Source organism: Altererythrobacter sp. GH1-8 (assembly GCF_043702085.1).
Classification (GTDB): Bacteria; Pseudomonadota; Alphaproteobacteria; order Sphingomonadales; family Sphingomonadaceae; genus Erythrobacter.
Map to the genome: position 1 here is coordinate 1,053,036 of NZ_CP171690.1, position 23,333 is coordinate 1,076,368.

Consider the following 23,333-nt stretch of genomic DNA (forward strand, 5'->3'; position numbering starts at 1 on the left):
GCCACTATCGGCTCCCGACCTCAAAACGGCAGATAAATGTTGCGTAATATCATGTAGATAATATTCATCTTCGAGCGCTCTTCCGGTGCTATTTGCCAGTTTCTCAGATGGTCGGTGCGCCAGCTTCGAGCCAAATGACCAGCGATGCTGCGATGACGCAGGATGCAGTAAGGCGCCAGAATGAAACGCTGTCGTTACCGGCCCCGCGCAAACCCGAAGCAGCGCGATTGCCTGTAATCATTGGCGTGACGAGATTGTTGCGTCTCGCCAGCCAATAAAACGCAATTGCTGCGATATGCAGCCCAGAGACAACCACTATGACGTCGAACAAGGTCTTATGCCAGTCAGTCATCCAATCCGCTGTCATGACGCCGACGTGTTCATTCAGCGGGCCGGTTGCCCCGTCAAAGGAATCGCCTGCGAACAGGCCCAGCGTGACTTGAGCGATAAGGATACCCAGCAAGACAATCACGCTCAGCGCGCCAAGGGGGTTGTGGCCCACGCGATCATGCGGGGCGGAGCCCGTCAGATAGCGCCAGACTGTTCGCGGTCCCCTAACGAATTGTGCAAAGCGCGCGGTACGTGTGCCTATAAGACCCCACAGCACGCGAAAGGTCAGAATGAACAGCAGGAACAGGCCTATGCGCATGTGCCAGCCCATCTCGCCATTCTCAGCGGTCCACCACAGCGCAGGGATGGCGAGCGCCGTGCCCCAATGGCATAGGCGAACGGGCAAATCCCATACGCGGATGGTGTGGCTCCCCATCGTAGCGCTTGGGCCTCAGCGTAGCAGCGCCATGTTGTCAGTCTTTATCGAGCCGGAAGACATCGTGACACGCTTTGCATGAACCGCCGAGGTTCTTGACCGCTTGCTGCACTGCGCCGAGATCTTGCGATGCTGCCGCTGCCGCGAGGGCTTCGCTTGCAGCAATCAGCTTGTCTGCCGATTCCGCAAAGTCTTCAGGCTTTTCCCAGATGACTTCAAGCGCTTCGGTGTCCGCGCCGGAATCGATCCCGGTGCCTTCCGGGAACAGATCCTTGTTGGCAGAAATGCGAGCGCCGATCGCCTGTGCGCTTTCTTCGATGACCGCAAAGTCAGGCGCATCCCCTTCGAGCTGGCCGCGGATCGCTTTGAACGCATCACCCATCGCTTCGAAATTGGCCTGACGCAGTTCGATGACATTGCCTGGGCTCTCTTCGCTGCTCGCCTGATCAGGCGCAGGCGCTGGAGCCTCCGCAGTGTCCCCGCAAGCGGCAAGGGTCAGCAGGAATGCGGCACATGCTGCACTGGCAATCATCGGTTTACGTGTCATCGGCTTGCTTCCTTTCTCGGCACAGAAGGATAGCGAAGGCTAGCTCCGCCCATGCCCCTCTTGATCGGGACATGAAGATAAAGCGCTCATGCTGGGAACTGGTTCCGAGAGCAACTGCACCGATTACATCCAAGCTTTCACGCCGCCAGCTTGACCGCGATTAGATGCCTTTGAACTCTGCTTGGCGCTTTTCAAGGAAAGCGGTCATGCCTTCGTGTGCATCGGCGCTGTCTCCCGCGATCTTCTGTCCTTCAGCTTCGACATGCAAGGTCGTGCTGAAATCGGAATCCAGCCCGGCACGGATATTGTGCTTCATCCGGCCGAGTGCCACGGTTGGCCCCGATGCAAGCCGCGCCGCTAACGCACTGGCTTCGCTCAACACCGCATCATCGTCGACGCACTTGTAGATCAGCCCGATCCGCTCAGCCTCTTCGCCATAGATCCGCTCGCCGAGCATCATCATCCGGTTGGCATGCGCAAGTCCGACAAGGCGCGGAAGCATCCAGCTTGAACCGCCATCGGGCACGAGACCGATATTGACGAAGGCCTGAAGGAAGTATCCGCCTTTGCCCGCAATCACGAAGTCTGCCGCCAGCGCCAGAGAACACCCGATACCTGCTGCAGGTCCGGTCACTGCAGAGACCACTGGCAGAGGCAGGGTAGCGACCGCCTTGATCATGGGGTTGTAACTTTGCGAGAGCGACGTGAATGATCTATCGCCGCCGGTGATGGAGCTCTCGCTGCTGGCAGCAAGGTCAGCACCGGAACAGAACGCGCGACCTTCGCCTTTGATCAGCAGAGCGCGCGCGTTGCCCAGCTGCCGCGTTGCAGCGAAGATTTCGTCGGCCATTTGCGGCGGGCAGGCGTTCAACCTGTCCGGCCGGCTCAAGGTTATGGTCGCGACATCCCCCGCAATATCCAGCTTGATAGTCTCAAAATCACTCATGCTGTCTCCCTTGCGCGAAACGTCTGCGCGCTTTGCTCACCGCTTTCCTGCAAGCAATCGGTTGTATTTTGCAACCGCCTTTTTACAGATGGGATGAGAGAGGCAATCGGAAATCAGACGATGGACGCACAGGAAAGCTTTCCAGAAATTCGCGAAGCAGTGCGGCGGCTCTGCGCGGATTTTCCCGGCGAATACTGGCAGAAGCTTGATCGCGAGCGTGCCTATCCGACTCAATTTGTGCAGGCCCTGACGAAGGCTGGCTTTCTATCCGTGCTAATTCCGGAAGAATTCGGCGGCTCGGGCCTTGGCCTTCAGGCCGCCTGCGCAGTGCTGGAGGAAATCCATCGCTCGGGCTGCAATGGCGGCGCGTGTCATGCGCAGATGTACACGATGGGGACGCTGTTGAAGCATGGCTCTGACGAACAGAAGCAGCGCTACCTGCCAGCGATTGCGAGCGGCGAATTTCGCCTGCAGGCCTTTGGCGTCACTGAGCCGGGCGCAGGAACGGACACCACCCGCATCCGCACCTTCGCGCGTCGTGAAGGCGATCATTATGTCGTCTCCGGCCAGAAAATCTGGATCAGCCGCGCTGAACATTCCGACCTGATGGTGCTGCTGTGCCGCACAACGCCGCGTGAAGAGGCTGCGAAGCCATCAGACGGGATGAGCGTCCTGCTGGTCGATATGCGCGAGGCGGTCGGCAATGGCCTTACCATCCGCCCGATCCGCACGATGCTCAACCATGCGACAACAGAGCTGTTTTTTGACGAGCTGAAAGTGCCTGCCGAGAACCTGATCGGCGAGGAAGGTAAGGGCTTCAAGTATATCCTCTCCGGTATGAATGCAGAGCGCGTGCTGATCGCGGCAGAGTGCATTGGCGACGGGCGTTTCTTCATCGACCGAGCGAGCGCCTATGCGAAGGATCGCGAAGTCTTTGGGAGAGCGATTGGCGAAAATCAGGGCGTGCAGTTCCCGATTGCGCGCGCCTACGTGCAGGTCGCCGCTGCGGCGGAAATGGTCAACAAGGCCTCGCGCCTGTTCGAAGAAGGGCACGCGGGAGGGACCGAGGCGAACATGGCGAAAATGCTCGCATCCGAAGCCAGCTGGGCGGCCGCTGACATGTGCATCCAGACCCATGGCGGATTTGGCTTCGCGGAGGAGTACGACATTGAGCGCAAGTTCCGCGAAACGCGGCTCTATCAGGTTGCGCCGATCAGCACGAACCTGATCCTCAGCCATGTCGCGACCCATGTGCTCGGCCTGCCAAAGAGTTTCTAAGCACGGATGTTTGAGCAGCTGACCCTTGCGCGCATTCCGGTAGAGGACGAGGCGCTGCGCAAGACAGCACGCGCGCTCGCGCAAGAAGCAGCGGCGAGAATGTCGCTCGATCAAAGGGCGCGTAGCTGGCAGGGATATGATCTCGCATTCAGCAAGCGGCTGGGCGAAGCAGGACTGCTCGGCCTGACAATCCCCACCGACTATGACGGGCAAGGGCGCGGGCCGTTCGCGCGGTTTGTAGTGGTCGAGGAGATGCTCGCCGCAGGCGCTCCGGTTGCAGCACACTGGATCGCTGACCGGCAAAGCGCACCGCTGATCCTCAACTACGGGACTGAGGAGCAGCGCCGCAAATACATCCCTGCGATATGTCGCGGGGAAATGCTGTTTTCCATCGGCATGAGCGAGCCTGGCTCCGGCAGCGATCTCGCCAGTGTACGCACGCGGGCCGAAAAGACTGAGACCGGCTGGCGCGTCAACGGACAAAAGATCTGGACCAGCGGGGCGGTGCATTCGGACTACATGATTGCACTGGTCAGGACATCAGGCACGAGCGAGGATCGTCACAAGGGTTTGTCCCAACTTATCATAGACTTGAAAGCGCCAGGAGTAACGATCAAGCCGATCGAGGATCTCACGGGAGACGCGCATTTCGCAGAGGTCTTCTTTGACAATGTCAATCTCTCGGCAGGCGCGCTGATCGGCGAAGAAGGTCAAGGATGGCAACAGGTTACAGCCGAACTGGCGTTCGAACGGAGCGGTCCTGAACGGATCTATTCAAGCATAATATTGCTCCAAACATGGCTTTCCCACCTGCGCCAGACGAAGCGAGACGACCGGCAGACCCATCCGCTACTCGGCGAGATGATCGCGCGGATGAGCGCTCTGAGAGCCATGTCGATAGCCGTTACCGCGCGGCTCGCAGCAGGCGAGAGCCCGGTGGTCGAAGCGAGCGTTGTAAAAGACCTCGGCACGGCTTTTGAACAGGACCTGCCGCGCAGGATTGGCGACGACCTTGCCAGCCATCCGCACGAGCCGGTGAGTGAGGAACTTTACCGGACGCTGGAATACACCGCGCATATTGCGCCGAGCTTTTCGCTGCGCGGGGGGACTCGCGAAATCCTGCGAGGCATCATCGCGCGAGGGCTAGGGCTGCGGTGATGCAATTTGCGGAGATCCTAGAGCCGTTCGAACGGATGCTGGCGGACACTTTTCCTCCCGCATGTATCCGGGCTCTTGAGAAGGGCGGTGATTGGCAGCCTGCCTGGGCTGCGGTTGAGCAATCCGGCTTTCTCAATGCGCTTGTCGCGGAAGATCGCGGCGGGTTCGGCCTTGGCTGGGATGCGGCGGGCACGCTGTTCATGGCGCTGGGTCGTCATGCGGTGCCACTGCCTGTTGGTGAGAGCGTAGTCTTGCGCGGGCTGCTTGCGGCCCAAGGCGACACCATTCCCGAGGGGCCGTTGCAGCCAGCAGGCGCGCCGGAAACGCTGGATGCCTTGTGGCGCGGAGGCGCAGTCGGCACGCCGGTCACTCTTGCTTCAGGGGAAACGCGCGTGCAACTCGCGCTGGTCTATGCCGCGCAGATCGCAGGTGCGGCGGAACGGGTGCTCGAGATGAGCATCGCCTATGCCAATGAACGGGTGCAATTCGGGAAGCCGATCGGACGCCAGCAAGCGGTTCAGCAGCAGCTTGCGGTGATGGCCGAGGAGATGATCGCCGTTCGTCTCTCGGTGGAGCTCGCGTGCAGCGCTGGCGAACCTGACCTGCTCTGCACCGCATCAGCGAAATCCATCGCCAGCCGTTATGCGGCCTCGATCGCAGCAACCGCCCATGCCGTGCACGGCGCAATCGGAATTAGCGCGGAGTACGACCTCCAACTCTACACTCGGCGGATGCAGACGTGGCGGCTCGCTTGCGGCGGGGAAAGCCATTGGGACGCGGTTATTGGCGAGGCGGCTTTGGCATCGAACGACACGGTATTGGACTGGGTCCGGCGCAGGCTCCACCGTTAGCCGCGATCGGCAAAAAATTTCGCTCAAACCCGCACAAAACGGGCATTTTTTGCTATGCTGCAAGCCGGAGAAGAGGCCAGAGCTTTCGAAACACAAGGATTCCGCAGGGTCACTTGCGAATCAGCTGTTCGAATAAGGCCGGAAAGAGGACGATATGGATCTCGATTTTACGCTTGAAGACGAAGCATTCCGCGAGGAGGTGCGCACGTTTCTAGCTGAGAAACTGCCTACGCGGCTGTCCGAAAAGGTACGCACGGGCAAGCACCTGACCAAAGCGGACATGGAGGAATGGCACGCGATCTTGAACGAGCGCGGCTGGCTCGCGCCGCATTGGCCTGAAAAGTATGGCGGGACCAATTGGACCGTGATGCAAAAGTTCATCTTCGAGACGGAGACCGCGCTTGCTCACGCGCCGCGCGTGGTGCCTTTCGGCGTTTCCATGCTTGCACCGGTGCTGATCAAATACGGCACGGAAGAACAATGCCAGCATTACCTGCCGCGCATCCTCGATGGCACGGATTGGTGGTGCCAGGGCTATTCGGAGCCAGGTGCCGGGTCAGACCTCGCTAGCCTGAAAACTCAGGCTGTGCGCGACGGTGATCATTACATCGTCAACGGCCAGAAGACCTGGACGACGATGGGTCAACATGCCGACTGGATCTTCTGCCTCGTGCGCACCAGCAATGAAGGTAAGCGTCAGGAAGGCATTTCATTCCTGCTGATCGATATGACAACGCCGGGTATCGAAGTGCGTCCGATCAAGCTGCTCGACGGCGATTATGAAGTGAACGAGGTCTTTTTTACCGATGTGAAGGTTCCGGTCAGCAACCTTGTCGGCGAAGAGAACAAGGGCTGGACCTATGCCAAGTACCTTTTGACCTACGAGCGCACTGGCATTGCCGGCGTTGGCATGTCGATGGCCGCATTGGAGCGCCTGAAAGAGGTGGCAAAGACCGCGCAGCGTAATGGCAAGCCGATCGGCGAAGACCCGTTCTTCGCAGCGCGCCTCGCCAAGCTTGAAATCGACATGGAGAATATGAAGACGACGAACCTGCGCGTGCTTGATGCAGCGGGCCGCGGGGTACCGACCGCGGAAAGCTCCATGCTCAAGATCAGGGGTACGGAAATCCGGCAGGAAATCAACGATCTGATGGTGCGTGCAGCGGGCCGTTATGCGCAGCCCTTTGTCGCGGAAAGCTTCGAGGAAGGTTACAATGGCGAACCAATAGGCCCGTCATGGGCAGGCCCGGTCGCTTCGCAATATTTCAACAATCGCAAGCTTTCGATCTTCGGCGGCTCCAACGAAGTCCAGCGCGAGATCATCACGAAGGCAATTCTGCAGCTTTGAGCGCGGAAGGGTAAGGGTTAGGAAAAATGGATTTTTCAATCGGCGAAGACCGGCAAATGCTGGTCGACACTCTCTCGCGTTATCTGGCAGACAGGTTCCCTTGGGAAGTCCGCTCCGCAGCGCTTGAAAGCGAAGAAGGCTTCAGCCGCGACGTCTGGGCAGGGCTTGCCGAACTGGGCGTCCTGGGCGCTCTGTTCGGCGAAGATGTCGGCGGCTTTGGCGGTTCTCCTTTTGATGCCGGCGTCGTTTTTGCAGAGGTTGGACGCGGCCTTGCGCTTGGCCCGTTCCTTGGAACTCTCATGGCAGGCAAGCTGCTGGAAGCGGCGCGTGAGGAGGACACTCTTGCAAGCGTGATCGGCGGCGAAGCGATCCTCACTTTTGCAGATAGCCGAGCGGTCAACGAGGACGGCAGCATGGCGCCTGCAGTGCAGGCGGCCCATGCCGGCGATGATTGGCTGCTGACCGGCACGAAAGGCGTGGTTGAATATCTCGGCAGCGCCGATCTCGTGGTCGTCACAGCGCAGGTTGCTGAGGGCGAAGCAGCCTTTCTCCTCGATCCGAACACTGGCGGCGCGCATGTGCGCGATTACAAGCTGGTTGATGGCGGCGCAGCGGGCGAGCTTGTGCTCGAAGGCGCTGAAGCCAGGCGCTTGCGCGGCGTCGATGCGGACGCAATTGCTGCAGCACGGGCGCTGGGCGTGGTCGCAACCTGCTGGGAAGCGGTGGCGGTTATGGAAGTGCTCAGGGACACGACACTTGATTACCTGCGTACCCGCAAGCAGTTCGGCGTTCCGATCGGCAAGTTCCAGGCGCTTCAGCACCGCATGGCGACAGTCGCGCTTGAAATCGAACAAGCGCGCTCAGCAGCGATCAATGCAGCGGCACGCTTCGGTGAAGACCCTGTCATACGCGACAAGTTCGCTTCAGCGGCGAAATACACGTGCGGCAGCGTCGGCCGTCTGACGGCAGAAGAAGCGATCCAGATGCATGGCGGGATCGGAATGACATGGGAATTGCCCCTGTCACACTTCGCCAAGCGTCTTACCATGCTTGGGCAGGTGCTCGGCGATGAGGACGAGCATCTCGCGCGCTATATCGAACTGAGCCGCGAGGCGGCCTGACTTCTGAGTAAGGGGTTAGCTATTGGGCCCGGTGAGCGAAGGCTTGCCGGGCTCTTCCGCGCTCCTATCCAGCTCGCGAAACTGGCCATAGCTGCCACCGTGATACAGCAGCGGCGGATGATCCTTCGTATCAAAGCGGTTGACTTCGCCCACGAGGATCACGTGGTCGCCACCATCATATTCGTGGACAAGCTGGCATTCGAAGCGCGCCGCGAAATCATTGAAAAGCGGGGAACCGCGCTCGCAGTGATCCCAGTCAAGCCCGGCGAACTTGTCTTCGCCGGAGCGCGCAAAACGATCCGCCATATGTTCCTGACCCTCAGCCAGGACATGCACCGCGAAATATCCGCTATCGCTGAACGCCTGACGCGAGAGGCTGCTCTTGGCGAGGGACCACAGGACCAGTGGCGGGTCGAGGCTTACGGAATTGAAACTGCTGGCAGTCACGCCAATCGGTTCGCCGTTTGCATCGCGCGTCGTGACGATGGTCACGCCCGTCGCAAAAGCCCCCAGCGCCTTGCGAAAGGCACGCGCATTTTCGATTCCACTCATTGCGGCGAGCCCTATGCGGATTTAGTCGCCAACTCAATCGCTCCGTTTCCGGCGCAGGCATGGCTATGCAACCAAACGCCCGGTGAGGCATTGTTGAAGCGTACAAACGCCTGACTAGGGCTATAACAGCTTGACCGCTCTGATTCAGGGGAGGCGGGATATGCGTGATTACGAACAAAGAAGACAGGCTGTCGGCGAGATGCATTTGCGCCGCTGGCCGCGGCTGCGGGTGCCGTCACAAGTTGTTCAATGGGTGTTGAAGATTGACGATGAGGAGCGCGAGGAAGAACTCGCCATCATCGAAGCCGCAACGCAATCGGCAGCAGAGGCCGACAATCCATCGCACCGCAGCGGGCAACTGAGCGAAAATATTCACGTAACCTGGGAAAAGCACAGCGAAGGCACCAGCCTGACGATCTTCTGTGCTGAGCAGGATATTGCCGCTTTCCTCGATCCTGGATCGAACGAGGAACTGCAGGCAGCGCTGGACTGGGCACAATCGGTTCCTGGCAGGATCGTACGCTGCACCCGGATATGGATTGCACAAGATGATGCTGCGGTCGAAGCGATCCTGCCGCAGCTTGACCTCAACCGTCATGAGCTTGTGTCCACCCATATCGGCAAGGAAGGCGAGCGAGCGATCCGGATCTGGTCAGATTTCCGAATCAAGGATGACGGGTTTGGCCGTCTCCTGGTTGCCGCGAACGGAGCTGAGCCCGGCGAGCTGACGCGGCAGGTTCAAAGGCTGCAGGAACTGGGCAATTACCGCAATCGCGCGCTTCTCGGGCTTCCGGTCGCGCAGGCATGCTGGCCCAAGCTCGACGATGCCGAACGGCGCTTGCGTGACCTGTCGACCCGCATCACCAATGGCGAAGAGACAGACGATGCCTTGATGGGTGCCTTGTCCTCACTGTCGCTTGAGCTAACCGCGATCGCATCGGAAATCTCGTTCCGGATGGATGCGACCAAGGCCTATGCGCAGCTTGTCCATGAACGTCTGGAGCAGATAAACCCGCGCTCGATCGAAGGCTTTGCATCGCTGACCGACTTCACTCAGCGCCGTTTCCGTCCGGCGATGAGTACCTGCGAAGCGACCACCGAACGGGTGCGGCAGCTCGCGCTGCGCGCCTCGCAGCTTTCGTCCCTGCTGCGCGCGCGGATCGAAACCAAGATCGAGAACCAGAACGCCCAGCTGCTGCGCTCGATGGAACAGTCCACTTCGATGCAGGTCCGCCTGCAGCAATTGGTCGAAGGCTTTTCCGTAGTTGCCTTGAGCTATTACCTGATCGGTCTTGTTGGTTATCTGTTACCGCTCCTGCCGCTTGAACGCATTGGGCTGACCAAGACCAATGTCATGGCGCTGCTGGTTGTGCCGGTCGTGGCGTCAATCTGGATCGGCATGCGCCTGCTTCGCAAACGCCTGTTTGCGGAGTAGCGGCTGCTTTTCAACTTGTCCTGACGATCATAAGTGTCCAGAATGGTGGACGCATGGCTCGTTTTCCCTTTTCAGCCATCGTCGGACAGGACGAGATGAAGCGCGCGCTGCTGATCGCGGCGGTTGATCCGGCGATTGGCGGCGTGATGGTGTTTGGCGACCGCGGGACGGGCAAGTCCACCGCCACCCGCGCGCTGGCCAGCTTGCTGCCTCCGATGAGCGTGGTGGAAGATTGCCGCTATAATTGCGAGCCGGATCAGACTGGCACCTGTCCCGATCCCTGCACCTCGAAGCGCAGCCGGAAAGCTGCAGTGCCGTTCGTGGACATGCCATTGGGAGCGACGGAAGATCGCGTCGTCGGAGCGCTCGATCTGGAGCGTGCGCTTAGGGCAGGCGAGAAAGCGTTCGAGCCGGGATTGCTGGCCAAGGCGCATCGCGGTTTCCTCTACATCGATGAGATCAATCTGCTCGAAGACCACTTGGTTGACCTGCTGCTTGATGTGGCGGCATCAGGCGAAAACGTGGTGGAGCGCGAAGGACTTTCAGTCCGGCACCGGGCGAAATTCGTGCTGATCGGCAGCGGCAACCCGGAAGAGGGCGAATTGCGACCGCAATTGCTCGACCGGTTTGGCTTGTCGGTTGAAGTGCGCACGCCGAACAGCATCGAAGACCGCGTGGAAATCATGAAGCGCTGCGCAGCGCAGGCGGACGATCCCGAAGGTTTCGCCAAGAGCTGGCAGAAGGCCGATGAAGATGTCGTCAGACAGATTGCAAGCGGCCAGCGCAAGCTGGCAAAGCTCGCTGTACCGGATGGCGTGCTTGCCGATGCCGCGAGGCTTTGTGCGAAAGTCGGCGTTGATGGCCTGCGCGGTGAGCTCACTTTGATGCGGGCGGCGCGGGCACAGGCTGCCTTGAGCAAGGCGAGGTCTGTTACGCGGCAGCATCTGATTGAAATTGCGCCCTTGGCACTGCGCCACCGCCTGCGCCGCGATGTCCTCGACGAGACGGGCTCGACTGTCCGGATCGAACGCGCTGTGGCAGAGCTGTTCGGGTGATGCAGGACGGGGCCAGCCATGCCCCGCAGGATGGTCCATCGGGCGGCCCATCCGTCGATCGCTTGGCAGATGCCGCCCTTGCTGCGAGGCTGTTCCTGACGGCGCCGCAATTGTTCGGCGGCATTGTCTTGCGCGGCGATGGTCCCGCGCGCGATCACATCCTCGCAGCGCTCAAGGAGGGTTGCGAGGCCAAGCCGTGGCGCCGATTGCCGGGCCATATCGATGATGAGCGTTTGCTGGGCGGCATTGATATTGCGGCGAGCCTGGCGAGCGGAGCGCCTGTGCGCCAGACGGGGTTGCTCGATGAAGTGCGAGGCGGCGTCGTCTGCGTACCGATGGCGGAACGGATGCGTGACGAGCTTGCCGGCAAGCTTGCTCAGGCGATGGATTCGGCGGACGACGAGACCGCCTTCGCGCTGGTTCTGCTCGACGATGGCCGCGAACCGGACCAACGTCCGCCTGCCAATCTGACCGATCGCACCGCATTTGTGTGCGACCTGGCTGCGGCGCAGCTGATCGATCCGGCGACGTTGCCCCTTAGCACTGTGGCCCATCGGCTCGAGACGGCGAAACCTGCTTCAGATGCGCAACTTGCTTCCTTGGCCCAGATTGCTGCGGTTTTCGGGGTATCCTCGACGCGCCCGCTCATATTTGCAGCTCATGCGGCGAGAGCTCATGCGGCGCTTGAAGGGCGCATGGCAATCGAGGATGAGGACCTTGCGGTTGCAGCACGCCTTATCCTTGCACCGCGTGCCACGCGTCTGCCGCCAACGTCCGAACCAGAGCAGGAAGGGTCCCCTCCCGAGCCGGACAAGAATCAGCCGGGCGAAACGGAGGCCTACAGCCATCAGGCGCATGATGCACCGCTTGAGGATGTGATTCTGGACGCCATGTTGGCTTCCATTCCGGAAGATATTCTCGCGGCGATTGCAGATGGGAGAATGCAGCGCGGTGCAAGCGGGGGCGGCGCGGGGAATCGGACGAAATCCAAATTGCGGGGACGGCCGCTCGGGGCAAGGCCTGGTATTCCGCGCGGCGGCGCAAGACTTGCGCTAATAGACTCGCTGCGCGCGGCCGCGCCGTGGCAGGCGGTCAGGCGCCGTGATGAACCCGACGCAGAGCGCGCGGTGCTCGTGCGCAAGGACGATTTGCGGGTTCGCCGGTTTGAGGAGCGCGCTGGAACGGTCACGGTGTTCTGCGTTGATGCTTCGGGCTCAGCTGCGGCGGCGCGACTGGCAGAGGCCAAAGGCGCGGTCGAGCTGATCCTCGCACAGGCTTATGTCAAACGCAGCGAAGTCGCTTTGATTGCCTTCCGCGGAGAAGGAGCGGAAGTGCTGCTGCCACCGACCCGCTCCCTGACCCGCGCGCGGCGCGCTCTGGCTGGTTTGCCCGGAGGAGGCGGAACCCCGCTCGCAAGCGGGATTACGACCGGGCTGCAACTTGCTGAAAGCATCGCTTCGCGCGGGCGTACGCCGTTTCTCGTTTTCCTGACCGATGGCAGCGCGAACATCGCCGCCGATGGCACCCCCGGACGCGGTCAGGCGAAAGAGGATGCCGAACAGGCGGCGAAGCGGTTCGCGCGCTCTGGCGTCGAAGCCATTCTCATCGATATCTCGCCGCGCCCGCGCGCGGATGCCGAGAAGGTCGCCAAGGCCATGCGGGCACGCTACTTGCCCTTGCCCATGGCGGATGCGGCGGCTCTCGAACGCGCCGTTACTGCCGCGCAGCCGCAAATGGTCAATGCATGAGGCGCGCATGAGCAGGCCGCTCGATTGGGAGCGTGAAGGGCGCATCTGGCCCCATCGCGCGGCGAGCAGTTTCGTCGAAGCGAACAGCCTTCGCTGGCATATCCAGCGGATCAGGCCGGGCGATGCACCTGCGCCGAAATTGCTGCTGCTTCATGGAACAGGCGCCTCGGTGCACAGCTGGCATGGGCTCATGCCGAAACTGGCTGAGCGATTTGATGTCCTTGTCCCCGATTTGCCTGGCCATGCCTTTACCAAAGGCAGACCGCGCGGCGGACTGACACTTGGCGGAATTACGGGCGCACTGTCAGCCTTGCTTGAGGTTGAGGGGTTCACGCCCGACATGATCGTCGGTCATTCGGCCGGTGCGGCGATCGCGATTGCCTGGGTGCTTTCGCACAGTTCGCAAATTCCGCTGGTCGGGCTGAACCCTGCCATCATGCCATTTCGCGGTCCTGCCGCGCAGGTGTTTCCGGCGATGGCGAAGCTGTTGCTCGTCAACCCGTTCGCACCGCGCATCTTTGCCCGGATGGCCAAGGTTCCGGGCGAGGCTGCGCGGTTCCTGCGCCGTTCAACCGGTTCGCGGACCGATCCGGCAAGCGAGGCATGTTATGCGGCTCTGTTTGGCAATCATCGCCATGCCCGCGGCGCGCTCGAGATGATGGCCAATTGGGATCTGGAGGACTTGAAGCGCAAGCTGCCAGAGGTGGCGAGCCCAGTGCTGCTGGTTCATTCGAGGCAAGACAAGGCGATCCCCTTGTCAAGCGTGGAACAGGCGGTGACACTCCTGCCCCGGGCAGAACTCGAACTCCTTGGCGGGCTAGGTCATCTCGCGCATGAGGAGGACCCGACAAGGGTTGCGCAGTCAATTCTGGGCTTCGCTCAGCGGCAGGGTGTTCTTGAAGCAGCGGTGACGCAAGAAGCCCTATGATCGAGAACTTCACCGAGAATTTTGGCTGGATCGAGATCGCGTTCTTTTATTCGATTGCGCTCGGCTTTGCCGCGCAACAAGTCTGGAAGATGGATCGCGAGATCAAGAAGGACAAAGCAAAGGCGGCGGCTAAAAAGGCGGAGGAAGAGGCGGCCAATTCCTCTGAGAAGGACCAGACTCGTGAAGGCTAATCGCCGCGCGGCATTCGATATGGCAGCATGAATTGCACCACCGGAGATTTGAAGCGGTTGAGATCGAGGCTCTCTTGGACCGCGACCACTCGTTCGCCCAGCAAGTCTGTTTCAAGTTCCGAACGCGAATAGAACGGCGTATCTTCCCACGTCCTGATAACTGATGCGCGACTGCTGTCAGACCGCGTCCGCCGATCGACCTGCCATGCGCTGCGCGGTAAAGCGGCGACGGGCGCAATGGCCTCAGCGCTAGCGGTGCCGTCCCGCGCAAAGCGCAAGGCGCTTGCGAAACTGGAGCCATCGCGCCTCACGCCTTCGTAGCAAACCACCGCCCCACTTGAACAATGCGCCCGCGACCAGTGCCAGATGCGGAAGCCCTCTTCGAGCGACTCGGAGCCGAAATTGGAATCAAGATAAGCGCTTCCATTCCAGCTGAAACCAGGCTCCTTCATGTCCACTTCAATATGCGCGCGCGGAGACAGACAGTGCCAGCGATGCTTCGTCCCGGGATCGAGTGCAAATGCGGTCGGGTTGACGATTTCCGGGATGACACGGACTGTCCCGCGCACAGGCCTGCGGAACGGATTGAACAGCCGCTTGTCCCGTTCTTCAATGGTGATCTCCAGCGCCTCTCCCGTCCAGTGGATTGAACTGGGGCCGATCTGAAGACTGTCGGCAGCTTGCGACACCGCATCCCGCTTGCGTTCCGTCATCGCCCAGCGCGCTTTGGGGCCGTATAGCGCCACATTGAGGCAGGCGTGGTTGAGCGGATCGCGGCGACCGCTGCGCTTGTAGAAAGGCGAAAAGACCGAGCCGATAAAGGCGATGATCGTCAGGGCGTGCTGGCCGTCTTCGCTGATTGCATCGACATACCACCAGCCGTAGCCGCCGGGTGGAATCTGGGCGTCGAAGCGCGGTCTTCCATCAGGCTGCGGGCTGCCTGCAAGCCGGATAAGGCCGCCATCGGGACTCCAGCTCCCGGGTGTGTCGCTCCGCCCGCGCAATAGAGCCAGGGGATCTTCGTGCGCGCGGCCTGGCGCCGGAAGGACGCCGCCCATCCGTGCGAGGCCCGTCCATAGATTGCTCCGCCGGTCGAGGGCGAGAGCGTCTCGAACGCGTTCGGCGTCAGCAAGTGATGCGGGAGCGGATCTTCCAGTCTGAGACCGCACCGCTGCGCGCTTCGCATCATCGCTCTGGTGCATTGATCTTTCTCCTCGGCTGAATATTCGTGGGTGTCGCCATTGGCTGGTGCGTTGACGATGATCTGCAGGCGCTCGCGACCAGTTGCCAGTTCAACGCCCGAACCAGCATCGCGATCCAGAGCGCAGATATAGATGCTGGGATCGGCCGGCGGTTTGCCTTCCGCGATGTCCTGGAACTCATCGATGTAATCAGGCGAGAACATCACGTTGTGATGGGTCAGCGCAAAGCCGCTGGTTTGTGCTTCGGCAAGCCAGACGAGCGCTGACAAGGATCTTTCCCGCTCGGGAGTGGGAGCGACTGACTTTGACGCCTTCGGGCCAAAGCAGCCGCGCGCCAGGGCATTTGGATCACAATTCGCAACGATTTTATCGCACCCTATGCGTTCGCCGTTAGCCAGCGAAAGTGCTGGTGTCCCATGCGCGGCATGGGTCAGGATGGCATCGACTGAGGCCTGAAAATGGTAGCGAACACCGTGCTTCTCGCCGAGCGCCTGCAACGCCTTCGCGAGGGCATGAATGCCTCCGTCGATCAGCCACACGCCGCGCTGTTCGAGATGTGCGACCAGACTGAGCGTACCCGGCGCTTCAAACGGGGATGAACCGCAATAGGTGGCATAGCGACCAAACAATTGCTGCAGACGCGGATCGCTGAAATGCCGACCAAGCACGTTCCATAGTGAAGAGAACGGCCGGATCGCGAGTTGATCGCTGAGCCGCCCCAGGCCGATCCGCCACGAAAGGGCGAGCGGCGTCGATGGCTTGCTTGCGCGCATGAAACTGTCTTCAAGCACCGCATAGGCGCGCGCGGCAGTCTGGCTGAAGGAGCGAAACTCTGCCGCGGCCTTGGCTCCTGCGAACTGACCGATCGCATTCTCACTGCGCTGCTGGTCCGCAAACAGATCGAGATGTTCGCTGTCATTCCAGGCGTGGCGCGCAAGGACCTCTGCCTTTGTCAGGATCACGTGATCCTCGAGGCGCTCGCCCGCGTGTGCGAAGACATCATCGAACACGTCGCGCATGGTGAAGACTGTGGGACCAGCATCGATCTCTGTGCCGCTCACCGCGATACGGCGCGCTTTCCCACCGGGCCCAGCTTCCTTCTCGAACACCTCGACTTCGTGGCCTTCCAACGCGAGCGAGACAGCGCAGACAAGTCCGCCAATTCCCGCCCCGATGATTGCCACTTTCACTTGCTCACCACCTTGCCTGAAAAATTCCGCCGTGCTGCGCACAATTCCGTTTTATTGACCTTTACATATCAAGTGTCCACAAGATTGGACATATGAAAGAGTCTCAATTGCCAAAACCTCTCACCAAGAGACAGGTCTGGAGACTCAAGCGGGTCGCGTGGCGCAATCGGGTATTTGCCAGCCACAAATTCCAGAACTGGGCAGCCCGCACCCCGATAGTCCGTTTGATTGCGCGCAAGCGGGCGCAGCGCCTGTTCGATCTGGTCGCCGGGTTCACGTACACGCAGACGCTTCTGGCAACAGTCGAGAGCGGCTTGCTCGATTCGTTGGGACAAGGGGTTCTGACAGTCGATGGGGTCGCCAGTGCAACCGGCCTTTCGCGCGATGCAGCGGTGCGACTCGTGCAAGCAGCAACCGGGATCAGAATTGCCGAGGAAGTCGCGCCCGGTCACTGGATGCTCGGCGAAGAAGGTGCGGCTTTGCTCAGCAATGTCGGCGTGCGAGCGATGATCGAGCATCACCGCCTGCTCTATCGTGATCTTGCAGACCCCCTGGCCTTGCTCAGGGATGATCGCCAATCCCCGACTGCGCTCTCAGAATTCTGGCGCTATGCCGCGAACGCGGATGCAGCCTCGGAAAGCGCGCCCGATGTCGCGCATTATTCCCAGCTGATGGCGGCATCTCAGACCATGGTTTGCGAGCAAGTCCTTGCTTCATATGACTTTTCAGGAAGCCGCCAGGTCCTCGACATTGGTGGCGGGATGGCCGTTTTTGCAAGCGCTCTCGCACATGCCCATCCGCAGCTGGAGGTCGGGATATTCGATCTTCCCGGGGTGGTGGAGAATGCGGCAGAGCGCCTTGCACAAGACGCAAAGCAAAGCGCGATCGCCTTGCACGGCGGCGACTTCTTTCGCGATTCGCTGCCTGATGGCTATGACACCATGAGCCTCGTGCGGATCCTTCACGACCATGACGACGAGCCTGCGCAGACGTTGCTGGAGGCGATCCGCGCCGCCCTGCCCCCCAAGGGCACGCTGGTGATTGCCGAACCCTTCGCTGACACGTCTGGCGCGGAAGCCATGGGGGCGACCTATTTCGGGCTGTACCTGTGGGCGATGCGCTCTGGTCGCCCGAGAAGTGCACAGGAAATTGAGACCATGCTTCGCATCGCCGGTTTCCGCAGGATCCGGCGAGTCGCGACCTCCCAGCCGGTCATCACAAGTCTGATCGTCGCCTGCGCCTGACATTTAATGTGTCATGTAAGATTGACACTTTAATCTGTTCCTGTAGGAGGACAGTAGGTGGGAATACCTCTGCGGATAAGCAGGGCCCCCGGCCGGAAAGGGGAAGGCCAAAGGAGATGGATGTACTCGCAGTCCTGTTGGAGGCACCAAGGCGACTGGCCGTCAAGCCAGTGACGCTGTCTCCGCTCGGGCCGGGTGATGTCCTTGTCGAGACCCACTGGAGCGGTATCAGCACAGGTACGGAGAAGCTCCTCTACACCGGTCAAATGCCTGATTTTCCGGGGATGGGTTATCCCTTGGTGCCTGGATATGAGTCGATCGGGCGGATCATCGAAACAGGTTTGGATGCGCGTTCGCGGCTTGGCGAATGGGTCTTTGTTCCCGGCGCTTCCTGCTACGAAAATGCACGCGGATTGTTCGGCGGAAGTGCGCGCCACTTGATCGTTCCGGCCGCGCGATCCTTCCCTATCAGCGAATCGTTTGCCGAGTCGGGCGTGCTTGTTGCATTGGCTGCAACCGCTCATCACGCGCTTGCGAGCGGCGATTTGCCGGAATTGATTGTCGGGCATGGCGTGCTCGGCCGTTTGATGGCTCGCCTGGTCATCGCAATGGGTGGCGAAGCGCCGACAGTTTGGGAAACAGCTCCGGCCCGCCGTAAAGGTGTGCAAGGCTACAAGGCGATCGCACCTGAAAGCGATGAGCGCCGCGACTACGGCATCATCTGCGATGTCAGCGGCAGCACGCAGGTGCTTGATGAACTGGTGATGCGGCTTGTACGGCAAGGCGAGATCATCCTCGCAGGCTTCTATTCCAGCCGCGTCAATTTTGCGTTTCCGCCCGCTTTCCAGAAGGAAGCGCGACTTCGCATTGCGGCGGAGTGGGGTCCCAAGGACCTGACCGCCACCCTTGCGATGATCGAAAGCGGCGCACTCTCGCTCGAAGGCCTTGTTTCCGATGTGGAGCCGGTTGCGAAAGCGGACGAGGCTTATCCCAAGGCGTTTTCCGACCCAGACTGCTTGAAAATGGTGCTCGATTGGAGGGATGCCGCATGACGATGCTTGATAGCCAGGCTGCAAACGACGCGGCGCTGCGCGAAGAGGCGGCGATCGAACCTGATCCTGTCCACACCGGCGAAGTGAAGTCCGAAACGCAGGTCATCGCGATCTACGGCAAGGGCGGTTCCGGCAAGAGTTTTGCCTTGTCGAACCTCAGCTACATGATGGCGCAACAAGGCAAGCGCGTACTGCTGATCGGCTGCGATCCGAAGTCGGATACCACCAGCCTGCTGTTTGGCGGCAAGAGCTGTCCGACCATCATAGAGACCTCATCCAGGAAGAAGTTGGCGGGTGAGGAAGTCACAATCGAAGATGTGTGCTTCCAGCGCGATGGCGTCTTCGCGATGGAGCTGGGTGGACCCGAGGTCGGTCGCGGTTGCGGCGGGCGGGGGATCATCCACGGGTTCGAGCTGCTTGAAAAGCTCGGCTTCCACGAGTGGGGCTTTGACTATGTTCTGCTCGATTTTCTCGGTGACGTGGTGTGCGGCGGCTTCGGCCTGCCGATCGCCCGCGACATGTGCCAGAAAGTGATCGTTGTCGGATCCAACGATCTGCAGTCACTCTATGTTGCGAACAATGTGTGTCACGCGGTCGAGTATTTTCGGAAAATGGGGGGGAATGTCGGCGTTGCCGGCATGATTGTGAACAAGGATGACGGCACCGGCGAGGCGCAAGCGTTCGCCAAGGCGGTCGATATCCCTGTTTTGTGCGCGATTCCGGCGGACGAGGATATCCGCAGGAAATCTGCCAATTACCAGATTATCGGAATGCCAGGTGGCGAGTGGGGAGGGCTCTTTGAAGAGCTTTCCACCAACGTTGCCGAGGCGCCGCCGCGCCAGCCCGTTCCCCTCGACCAGGACGGACTGCTTGGTCTCTTCTCTCCCGAGGACACCGGAGGCGACGTTAAACTCGTCCCGGCGACCCAGGCCGATATGCGCGGCGGCATTTTTGAGCCCAAGCCATCGCTCGAGGTGGTTTATGATGAGGTGTAGCGGATGACAGACTACGCCGCCCAGACTGGACGCGAGCGCGACCGCATCGAATTGGATGCGGGCGGAGCTGTGACTGATTCCGGGGCGGGTTGTCATGGCGGCGCCGACACCATGCGCGAGGCGGCGCGCAATGCTGGCAAGAGCGAAATTCTCGATCGCTATGCTGCGGATTATCCGGTCGACCCCGAGCGTGGACCGCACGACCAGCCACAAAGCATGTGCCCGGCATTTGGCTCGCTCAGGGTTGGCTTGCGTATGAGGCGGACTGCGACTGTGCTGTCCGGCTCGGCCTGCTGCGTCTACGGCCTGACATTTACTTCGCATTTTTACGGCGCGCGGCGGACGGTGGGCTATGTGCCGTTCAGTTCGGAGACGCTCGTTACCGGTAAGCTGTTCGAAGACATCAAGGAAGCGGTCGAGGATCTGGCCGATCCCGATAATTACGACGCGATTGTCGTGACGAACCTGTGCGTACCGACGGCAAGCGGCGTTCCACTGCGCCTGCTGCCTGACCAGATCAATGGCGTGCGCATCATCGGCATTGACGTACCTGGCTTTGGCATCCCAACCCATGCTGAAGCGAAGGACGTGCTGGCTGGAGCTATGCTCTCCTATGCGAGGAAGGAAGCCGAACAGGGCCCGGTTGCCGCGCCAGCCCAGGGCGCTCCTGCCGCTGATGGGCGCCCTACTGTTTCCATGCTTGGCGAGATGTTCCCCGCAGACCCGATGGGGATCGCCGCCATGTTAGAGCCCCTCGGGATCGCACCGGGGCCGGTCGTACCAACGCGCGAATGGCGCGAGCTTTATGCCGCGCTCGATTGCACCGCTGTTGCTGCGATCCACCCCTTCTACACGGCGAGCATTCGCGAATTTCAGGCCGCAGGGCGCTCCATTGTTGGTTCTGCGCCGGTTGGCGCGGACGGGACAGCCGCGTGGCTCGATGCCATGGGAGCCGCCTGCGGTGTCAAGCAGTCGCAGATCGACGCAGCCAAGGGTGCGTTTGTTGGCGCTATTCGCGGCGCGCTCGCAGCCACTCCAATCAAAGGACGCATCACAGTCTCAGGCTATGAAGGCTCTGAATTGCTGGTTGCCCGTCTTCTGATCGAAAGCGGGGCGGATGTTCCCTATGTAGGCACGGCATGTCCCAAGACGCCCTGGTCTGCGCCAGACCGCGAATGGCTCGAAGCCAAAGGCGTGCGGGTACAATACCGTGCTAGCCTTGAGCAGGACAAGGCCGCAATCGAAGAGTTCGGTCCGGATCTGGCGATCGGAACGACCCCGGTTGTTCAATATGCCAAGCAGCGCGCGATCCCGGCGCTCTATTTCACCAATCTGATCTCCGCGCGGCCGCTGATGGGTCCGGCAGGCGCGGGAAGCCTGGCGACCGTGATCAACGCCGCGATTGCCAACAAGGCGCGGTTCGATGCCATGAGCGAGTTTTTCGGCGATGTCGGCAGCGACTATCGCGCGGGTATCTGGGAAGATACGCCGATCGATCAGCCCAAGTTCAAGCAAAAATACGCAGCTCTCAACGAAGCCGCGCGCAAGGCGGCAGAGGCGGTGGGCACGTGACGCTGATCCTCGATCACGGAGTCTTCGTTTTCGTCGCGATCTCAAGTCGTGCGGGAGGTGAGGTATGACCTTGATCCTCGATCACGACAGGGCGGGCGGCTATTGGGGCGCAACCTATGTTTTCACGGCGGTCAAGGGCCTGCAGGTCATCATCGATGGCCCGGTGGGCTGCGAGAACCTGCCGGTGACATCGGTGCTGCATTACACTGACGGTCTGCCGCCCCATGAGCTGCCGATTGTCGTGACGGGCCTTGGCGAGGAAGAGCTCGGTAAGACCGGCACTGAAGGCGCGATGAAGCGCGCGTGGCAAGCGCTCGATCCGGAACTTCCGGCGGTGGTTGTTACCGGCTCCATTGCTGAGATGATCGGCGGCGGTGTCACGCCCGAAGGCACCAACATCAAGCGCTTCCTGCCGCGCACGATCGACGAGGATCAGTGGCAGAGCGCGGACCGCGCGCTGAGCTGGCTCTGGACGGAATTCGGACCGAAGAAGGTTCCGGCGCTTAAGCCTCGCAAGGACGGAGAGAAGCCCAAGGTCAACATTATCGGGCCAGCCTATGGCATGTTCAACATGGCGTCTGACCTGGCGGAAATCCGCCGCCTGATCGAAGGGATCGGGGCGGAGGTCAACATGGCTTTCCCACTTGGCAGCCATCTTGCTGATGTGCGCAAACTGGCTTTCGCAGAGGCCAATGTCTGTCTCTATCGCGAATATGGGCGCGGCCTTTGCGAACTGCTCGAGCGGCCGTATTTCCAGGCCCCGGTCGGGCTCAGTTCAACCACCAGGTTTCTGCGCGCGCTGGGCGAGGAACTCGGTCTTGATCCAGAGCCGTTTATCGAACGCGAAAAGCACACTACGATCAAGCCGCTATGGGACCTGTGGCGTTCCGTCACGCAGGATTTCTTCGCAACCGCGAGCTTCGGCATCGTCGCGAATGAAACCTACACCCGCGGCATCCGGCATTTCCTTGAAGACGATATGGGCTTGCCGTGCGCCTTCGCATTCAGCCGTTCAGCGGGCGTGAAGCCTGACAATCAGGCGGTGAGCGACGCGATCGCGAAGAAAGCGCCGCTGGTCGTCTTCGGCTCTTACAACGAACGCATGTATATGGCTCAGCGGGGCTCGCGCGGGATCTACATCCCGGCAAGCTTCCCTGGTGCTGCCATTCGCCGCCACACCGGAACGCCCTTCATGGGCTATTCGGGTGCGACCTATCTCGTGCAGGAGGTGTGCAATGCGCTGTTCGACGCGCTGTTCCACATTCTTCCGCTTTCGAGTGAGATGGACAAGGTGGCCCCTACACCCTCACGGCTCGAACGGGAGTTGCCGTGGGATTCCGATGCCAAGGACAAATTGGATGCGTTGGTCGAGGCGCAACCGGTCCTGGTCCGTATTTCAGCTGCGAAGCGCTTGCGCGATGCAGCTGAGCGGGCTGCCAGAGCTGCCGGGGAGACGCGCGTCTCCGCCGACAGGCTGGCTGATGCACTCCTCCTGCAAGGAGAGGTATCATGACCGGGCTCACATCGATCAACCAGATTGCCTGCGCGCGCTCATCGCGCCGGGCTCCGACATCCACACTGACCTTGGCCTCGGCTTTAGCCGAAGCTTTTGTGAGTGCGGATACCGAAAGAGGCCAGGTGCCTCTCGCACAACAACCCAAAATGGAGAAACGCTATGAGTGATTCTGATCGCTTCGGCATGCAGACGTATCTCACGCCTGAAGAAGCAAAAGAGTTCCACAAGCTGTTCATGTTCTGGTTCGGGGCGCACACCGCGATTGCGGTCGTCGCTCACTTGCTGGTCTGGGCATGGCGCCCTTGGCTCGGCTGACGCTGGGCTCGGCTCAAGCTGAAACAGCTTTTCTGAAAACTCTCTAGAACAAGGAATTACCTATGTGGAGAACTTGGATGACCTTTGAACCGCGGCGTGTGCTGGTTGGACTTCATGTCTACCTGGCCGTGCTTGCGTTCACGATCCACTTCATCCTGCTCAGCACGGATACCTACAACTGGATGGACGGCCCGAACGCTCGGGCAACCGCTCAGTTGGCGGCGTCAGAATAACGCTTAGCAGTAACAACGAAACCATTTGACTGTGCGAGAGGCGCCGGTCGGCCTTTGCTGGCCGCGCCTCAACAGTCAGATAGCTAAAAC

General features: G+C 60.6%; 23 protein-coding genes. 17 read left to right on the top strand and 6 right to left on the bottom strand.

The features are described from left to right. Positions 1–103 precede the first annotated feature (103 nt). The 3 genes from ACG9DO_RS05155 to ACG9DO_RS05165 all read right to left on the bottom strand — a co-directional run bounded on the left by ACG9DO_RS05155 (position 104) and on the right by ACG9DO_RS05165 (position 2,259). On the bottom strand, positions 104–766 hold the full coding sequence (locus ACG9DO_RS05155) for a cytochrome b/b6 domain-containing protein (RefSeq protein WP_394730653.1): 663 nt from the start codon (positions 764–766) through the stop codon (positions 104–106). 37 nt (positions 767–803) lie between these two features. Then, entirely contained in the window at positions 804–1,313 is a 510-nt protein-coding gene (locus ACG9DO_RS05160) for a c-type cytochrome (protein WP_394730654.1), read from the bottom strand. 160 nt (positions 1,314–1,473) lie between these two features. After that, on the bottom strand, positions 1,474–2,259 hold the full coding sequence (locus tag ACG9DO_RS05165) for an enoyl-CoA hydratase-related protein (RefSeq protein ID WP_394730655.1): 786 nt from the start codon (positions 2,257–2,259) through the stop codon (positions 1,474–1,476). A 93-nt stretch (positions 2,260–2,352) separates the two neighbouring features. On the opposite strand from ACG9DO_RS05165, the gene ACG9DO_RS05170 reads away from it, so the two are divergent. The 5 genes from ACG9DO_RS05170 (at position 2,353) to ACG9DO_RS05190 (ending at position 8,015) form a co-directional block, all read left to right on the top strand. Beyond that, on the top strand, positions 2,353–3,537 hold the full coding sequence (locus ACG9DO_RS05170; protein ID WP_394730656.1) for an acyl-CoA dehydrogenase family protein: 1,185 nt from the start codon (positions 2,353–2,355) through the stop codon (positions 3,535–3,537). 6 nt (positions 3,538–3,543) lie between these two features. Continuing rightward, entirely contained in the window at positions 3,544–4,695 is a 1,152-nt protein-coding gene (locus ACG9DO_RS05175; protein ID WP_394730657.1) for an acyl-CoA dehydrogenase family protein, read from the top strand. Then, positions 4,695–5,546, top strand: a complete 852-nt coding sequence (locus ACG9DO_RS05180) for an acyl-CoA dehydrogenase family protein (protein ID WP_394730658.1) — start codon at positions 4,695–4,697, stop codon at positions 5,544–5,546. The genes ACG9DO_RS05175 and ACG9DO_RS05180 overlap by 1 nt, the downstream gene beginning before the upstream one ends. A gap of 154 nt (positions 5,547–5,700) precedes the next feature. After that, a complete protein-coding gene (locus ACG9DO_RS05185; protein WP_394730659.1) occupies positions 5,701–6,894 on the top strand; it encodes an acyl-CoA dehydrogenase family protein in 1,194 nt (397 codons plus the stop codon). A gap of 26 nt (positions 6,895–6,920) precedes the next feature. Then, a complete protein-coding gene (locus tag ACG9DO_RS05190; protein WP_394730660.1) occupies positions 6,921–8,015 on the top strand; it encodes an acyl-CoA dehydrogenase family protein in 1,095 nt (364 codons plus the stop codon). A gap of 15 nt (positions 8,016–8,030) precedes the next feature. Here ACG9DO_RS05190 and ACG9DO_RS05195 read toward each other — a convergent pair whose 3' ends face one another. Then, positions 8,031–8,567, bottom strand: a complete 537-nt coding sequence (locus ACG9DO_RS05195) for a flavin reductase family protein (protein ID WP_394730661.1) — start codon at positions 8,565–8,567, stop codon at positions 8,031–8,033. 160 nt (positions 8,568–8,727) lie between these two features. On the opposite strand from ACG9DO_RS05195, the gene ACG9DO_RS05200 reads away from it, so the two are divergent. From ACG9DO_RS05200 to ACG9DO_RS05220, 5 genes are read left to right on the top strand one after another with little or no spacing between them, the layout of a single operon-like run. Beyond that, positions 8,728–10,002, top strand: coding sequence for a DUF3422 family protein (locus ACG9DO_RS05200; RefSeq protein ID WP_394730662.1), 1,275 nt, complete (start codon positions 8,728–8,730; stop codon positions 10,000–10,002). 53 nt (positions 10,003–10,055) lie between these two features. Beyond that, complete coding sequence (gene bchI / locus ACG9DO_RS05205; protein ID WP_394730663.1) at positions 10,056–11,057, top strand: magnesium chelatase ATPase subunit I; 1,002 nt, start codon at positions 10,056–10,058, stop codon at positions 11,055–11,057. Further along, positions 11,057–12,805, top strand: a complete 1,749-nt coding sequence (locus ACG9DO_RS05210; protein WP_394730664.1) for a magnesium chelatase subunit D — start codon at positions 11,057–11,059, stop codon at positions 12,803–12,805. Before bchI ends, ACG9DO_RS05210 begins: the two co-directional genes overlap by 1 nt. A gap of 7 nt (positions 12,806–12,812) precedes the next feature. After that, on the top strand, positions 12,813–13,733 hold the full coding sequence (bchO, locus tag ACG9DO_RS05215; RefSeq protein WP_394730665.1) for an alpha/beta fold hydrolase BchO: 921 nt from the start codon (positions 12,813–12,815) through the stop codon (positions 13,731–13,733). Further along, positions 13,730–13,924, top strand: coding sequence for a hypothetical protein (locus tag ACG9DO_RS05220; protein WP_394730666.1), 195 nt, complete (start codon positions 13,730–13,732; stop codon positions 13,922–13,924). Before bchO ends, ACG9DO_RS05220 begins: the two co-directional genes overlap by 4 nt. On the opposite strand, the gene ACG9DO_RS05225 is transcribed toward ACG9DO_RS05220, so the two are convergent. Together ACG9DO_RS05225 and crtD are read right to left on the bottom strand one after the other, a co-directional pair. Continuing rightward, positions 13,921–14,823 (bottom strand): hydroxyneurosporene dehydrogenase, encoded by a 903-nt coding sequence (locus ACG9DO_RS05225; protein ID WP_394731205.1) that lies wholly within the window; start codon positions 14,821–14,823, stop codon positions 13,921–13,923. The genes ACG9DO_RS05220 and ACG9DO_RS05225 overlap by 4 nt on opposite strands. Then, a complete protein-coding gene (crtD, locus tag ACG9DO_RS05230) occupies positions 14,757–16,316 on the bottom strand; it encodes a 1-hydroxycarotenoid 3,4-desaturase CrtD (protein ID WP_394730667.1) in 1,560 nt (519 codons plus the stop codon). The genes ACG9DO_RS05225 and crtD overlap by 67 nt, the downstream gene beginning before the upstream one ends. Positions 16,317–16,408: 92 nt before the next feature. On the opposite strand from crtD, the gene ACG9DO_RS05235 reads away from it, so the two are divergent. The 7 genes from ACG9DO_RS05235 (at position 16,409) to pufA (ending at position 23,243) form a co-directional block, all read left to right on the top strand. After that, the gene (locus ACG9DO_RS05235; RefSeq protein WP_394730668.1) at positions 16,409–17,560 is read left to right on the top strand and encodes a methyltransferase; all 1,152 of its coding nucleotides are present in this window, start codon (positions 16,409–16,411) and stop codon (positions 17,558–17,560) included. Between the two features lie 116 nt (positions 17,561–17,676). Continuing rightward, positions 17,677–18,612 carry a chlorophyll synthesis pathway protein BchC gene (bchC, locus tag ACG9DO_RS05240; protein ID WP_394730669.1) on the top strand — a complete coding sequence of 312 codons (936 nt, stop codon included), beginning with the start codon at positions 17,677–17,679 and terminating at the stop codon, positions 18,610–18,612. Further along, positions 18,609–19,607, top strand: coding sequence for a chlorophyllide a reductase iron protein subunit X (locus tag ACG9DO_RS05245; RefSeq protein ID WP_394730670.1), 999 nt, complete (start codon positions 18,609–18,611; stop codon positions 19,605–19,607). The genes bchC and ACG9DO_RS05245 overlap by 4 nt, the downstream gene beginning before the upstream one ends. Positions 19,608–19,610: 3 nt before the next feature. After that, positions 19,611–21,179: a chlorophyllide a reductase subunit Y gene (gene bchY / locus ACG9DO_RS05250; RefSeq protein WP_394730671.1), complete on the top strand. Its 1,569-nt coding sequence runs from the start codon at positions 19,611–19,613 to the stop codon at positions 21,177–21,179. A 64-nt stretch (positions 21,180–21,243) separates the two neighbouring features. Then, complete coding sequence (gene bchZ / locus ACG9DO_RS05255; protein ID WP_394730672.1) at positions 21,244–22,692, top strand: chlorophyllide a reductase subunit Z; 1,449 nt, start codon at positions 21,244–21,246, stop codon at positions 22,690–22,692. 162 nt (positions 22,693–22,854) lie between these two features. Next, positions 22,855–23,010: a light-harvesting antenna LH1, beta subunit gene (gene pufB, locus ACG9DO_RS05260; RefSeq protein WP_394730673.1), complete on the top strand. Its 156-nt coding sequence runs from the start codon at positions 22,855–22,857 to the stop codon at positions 23,008–23,010. 62 nt (positions 23,011–23,072) lie between these two features. Next, positions 23,073–23,243 (top strand): light-harvesting antenna LH1, alpha subunit, encoded by a 171-nt coding sequence (gene pufA, locus ACG9DO_RS05265; protein WP_394730674.1) that lies wholly within the window; start codon positions 23,073–23,075, stop codon positions 23,241–23,243. The last annotated feature ends 90 nt before the right edge of the window (positions 23,244–23,333 follow it).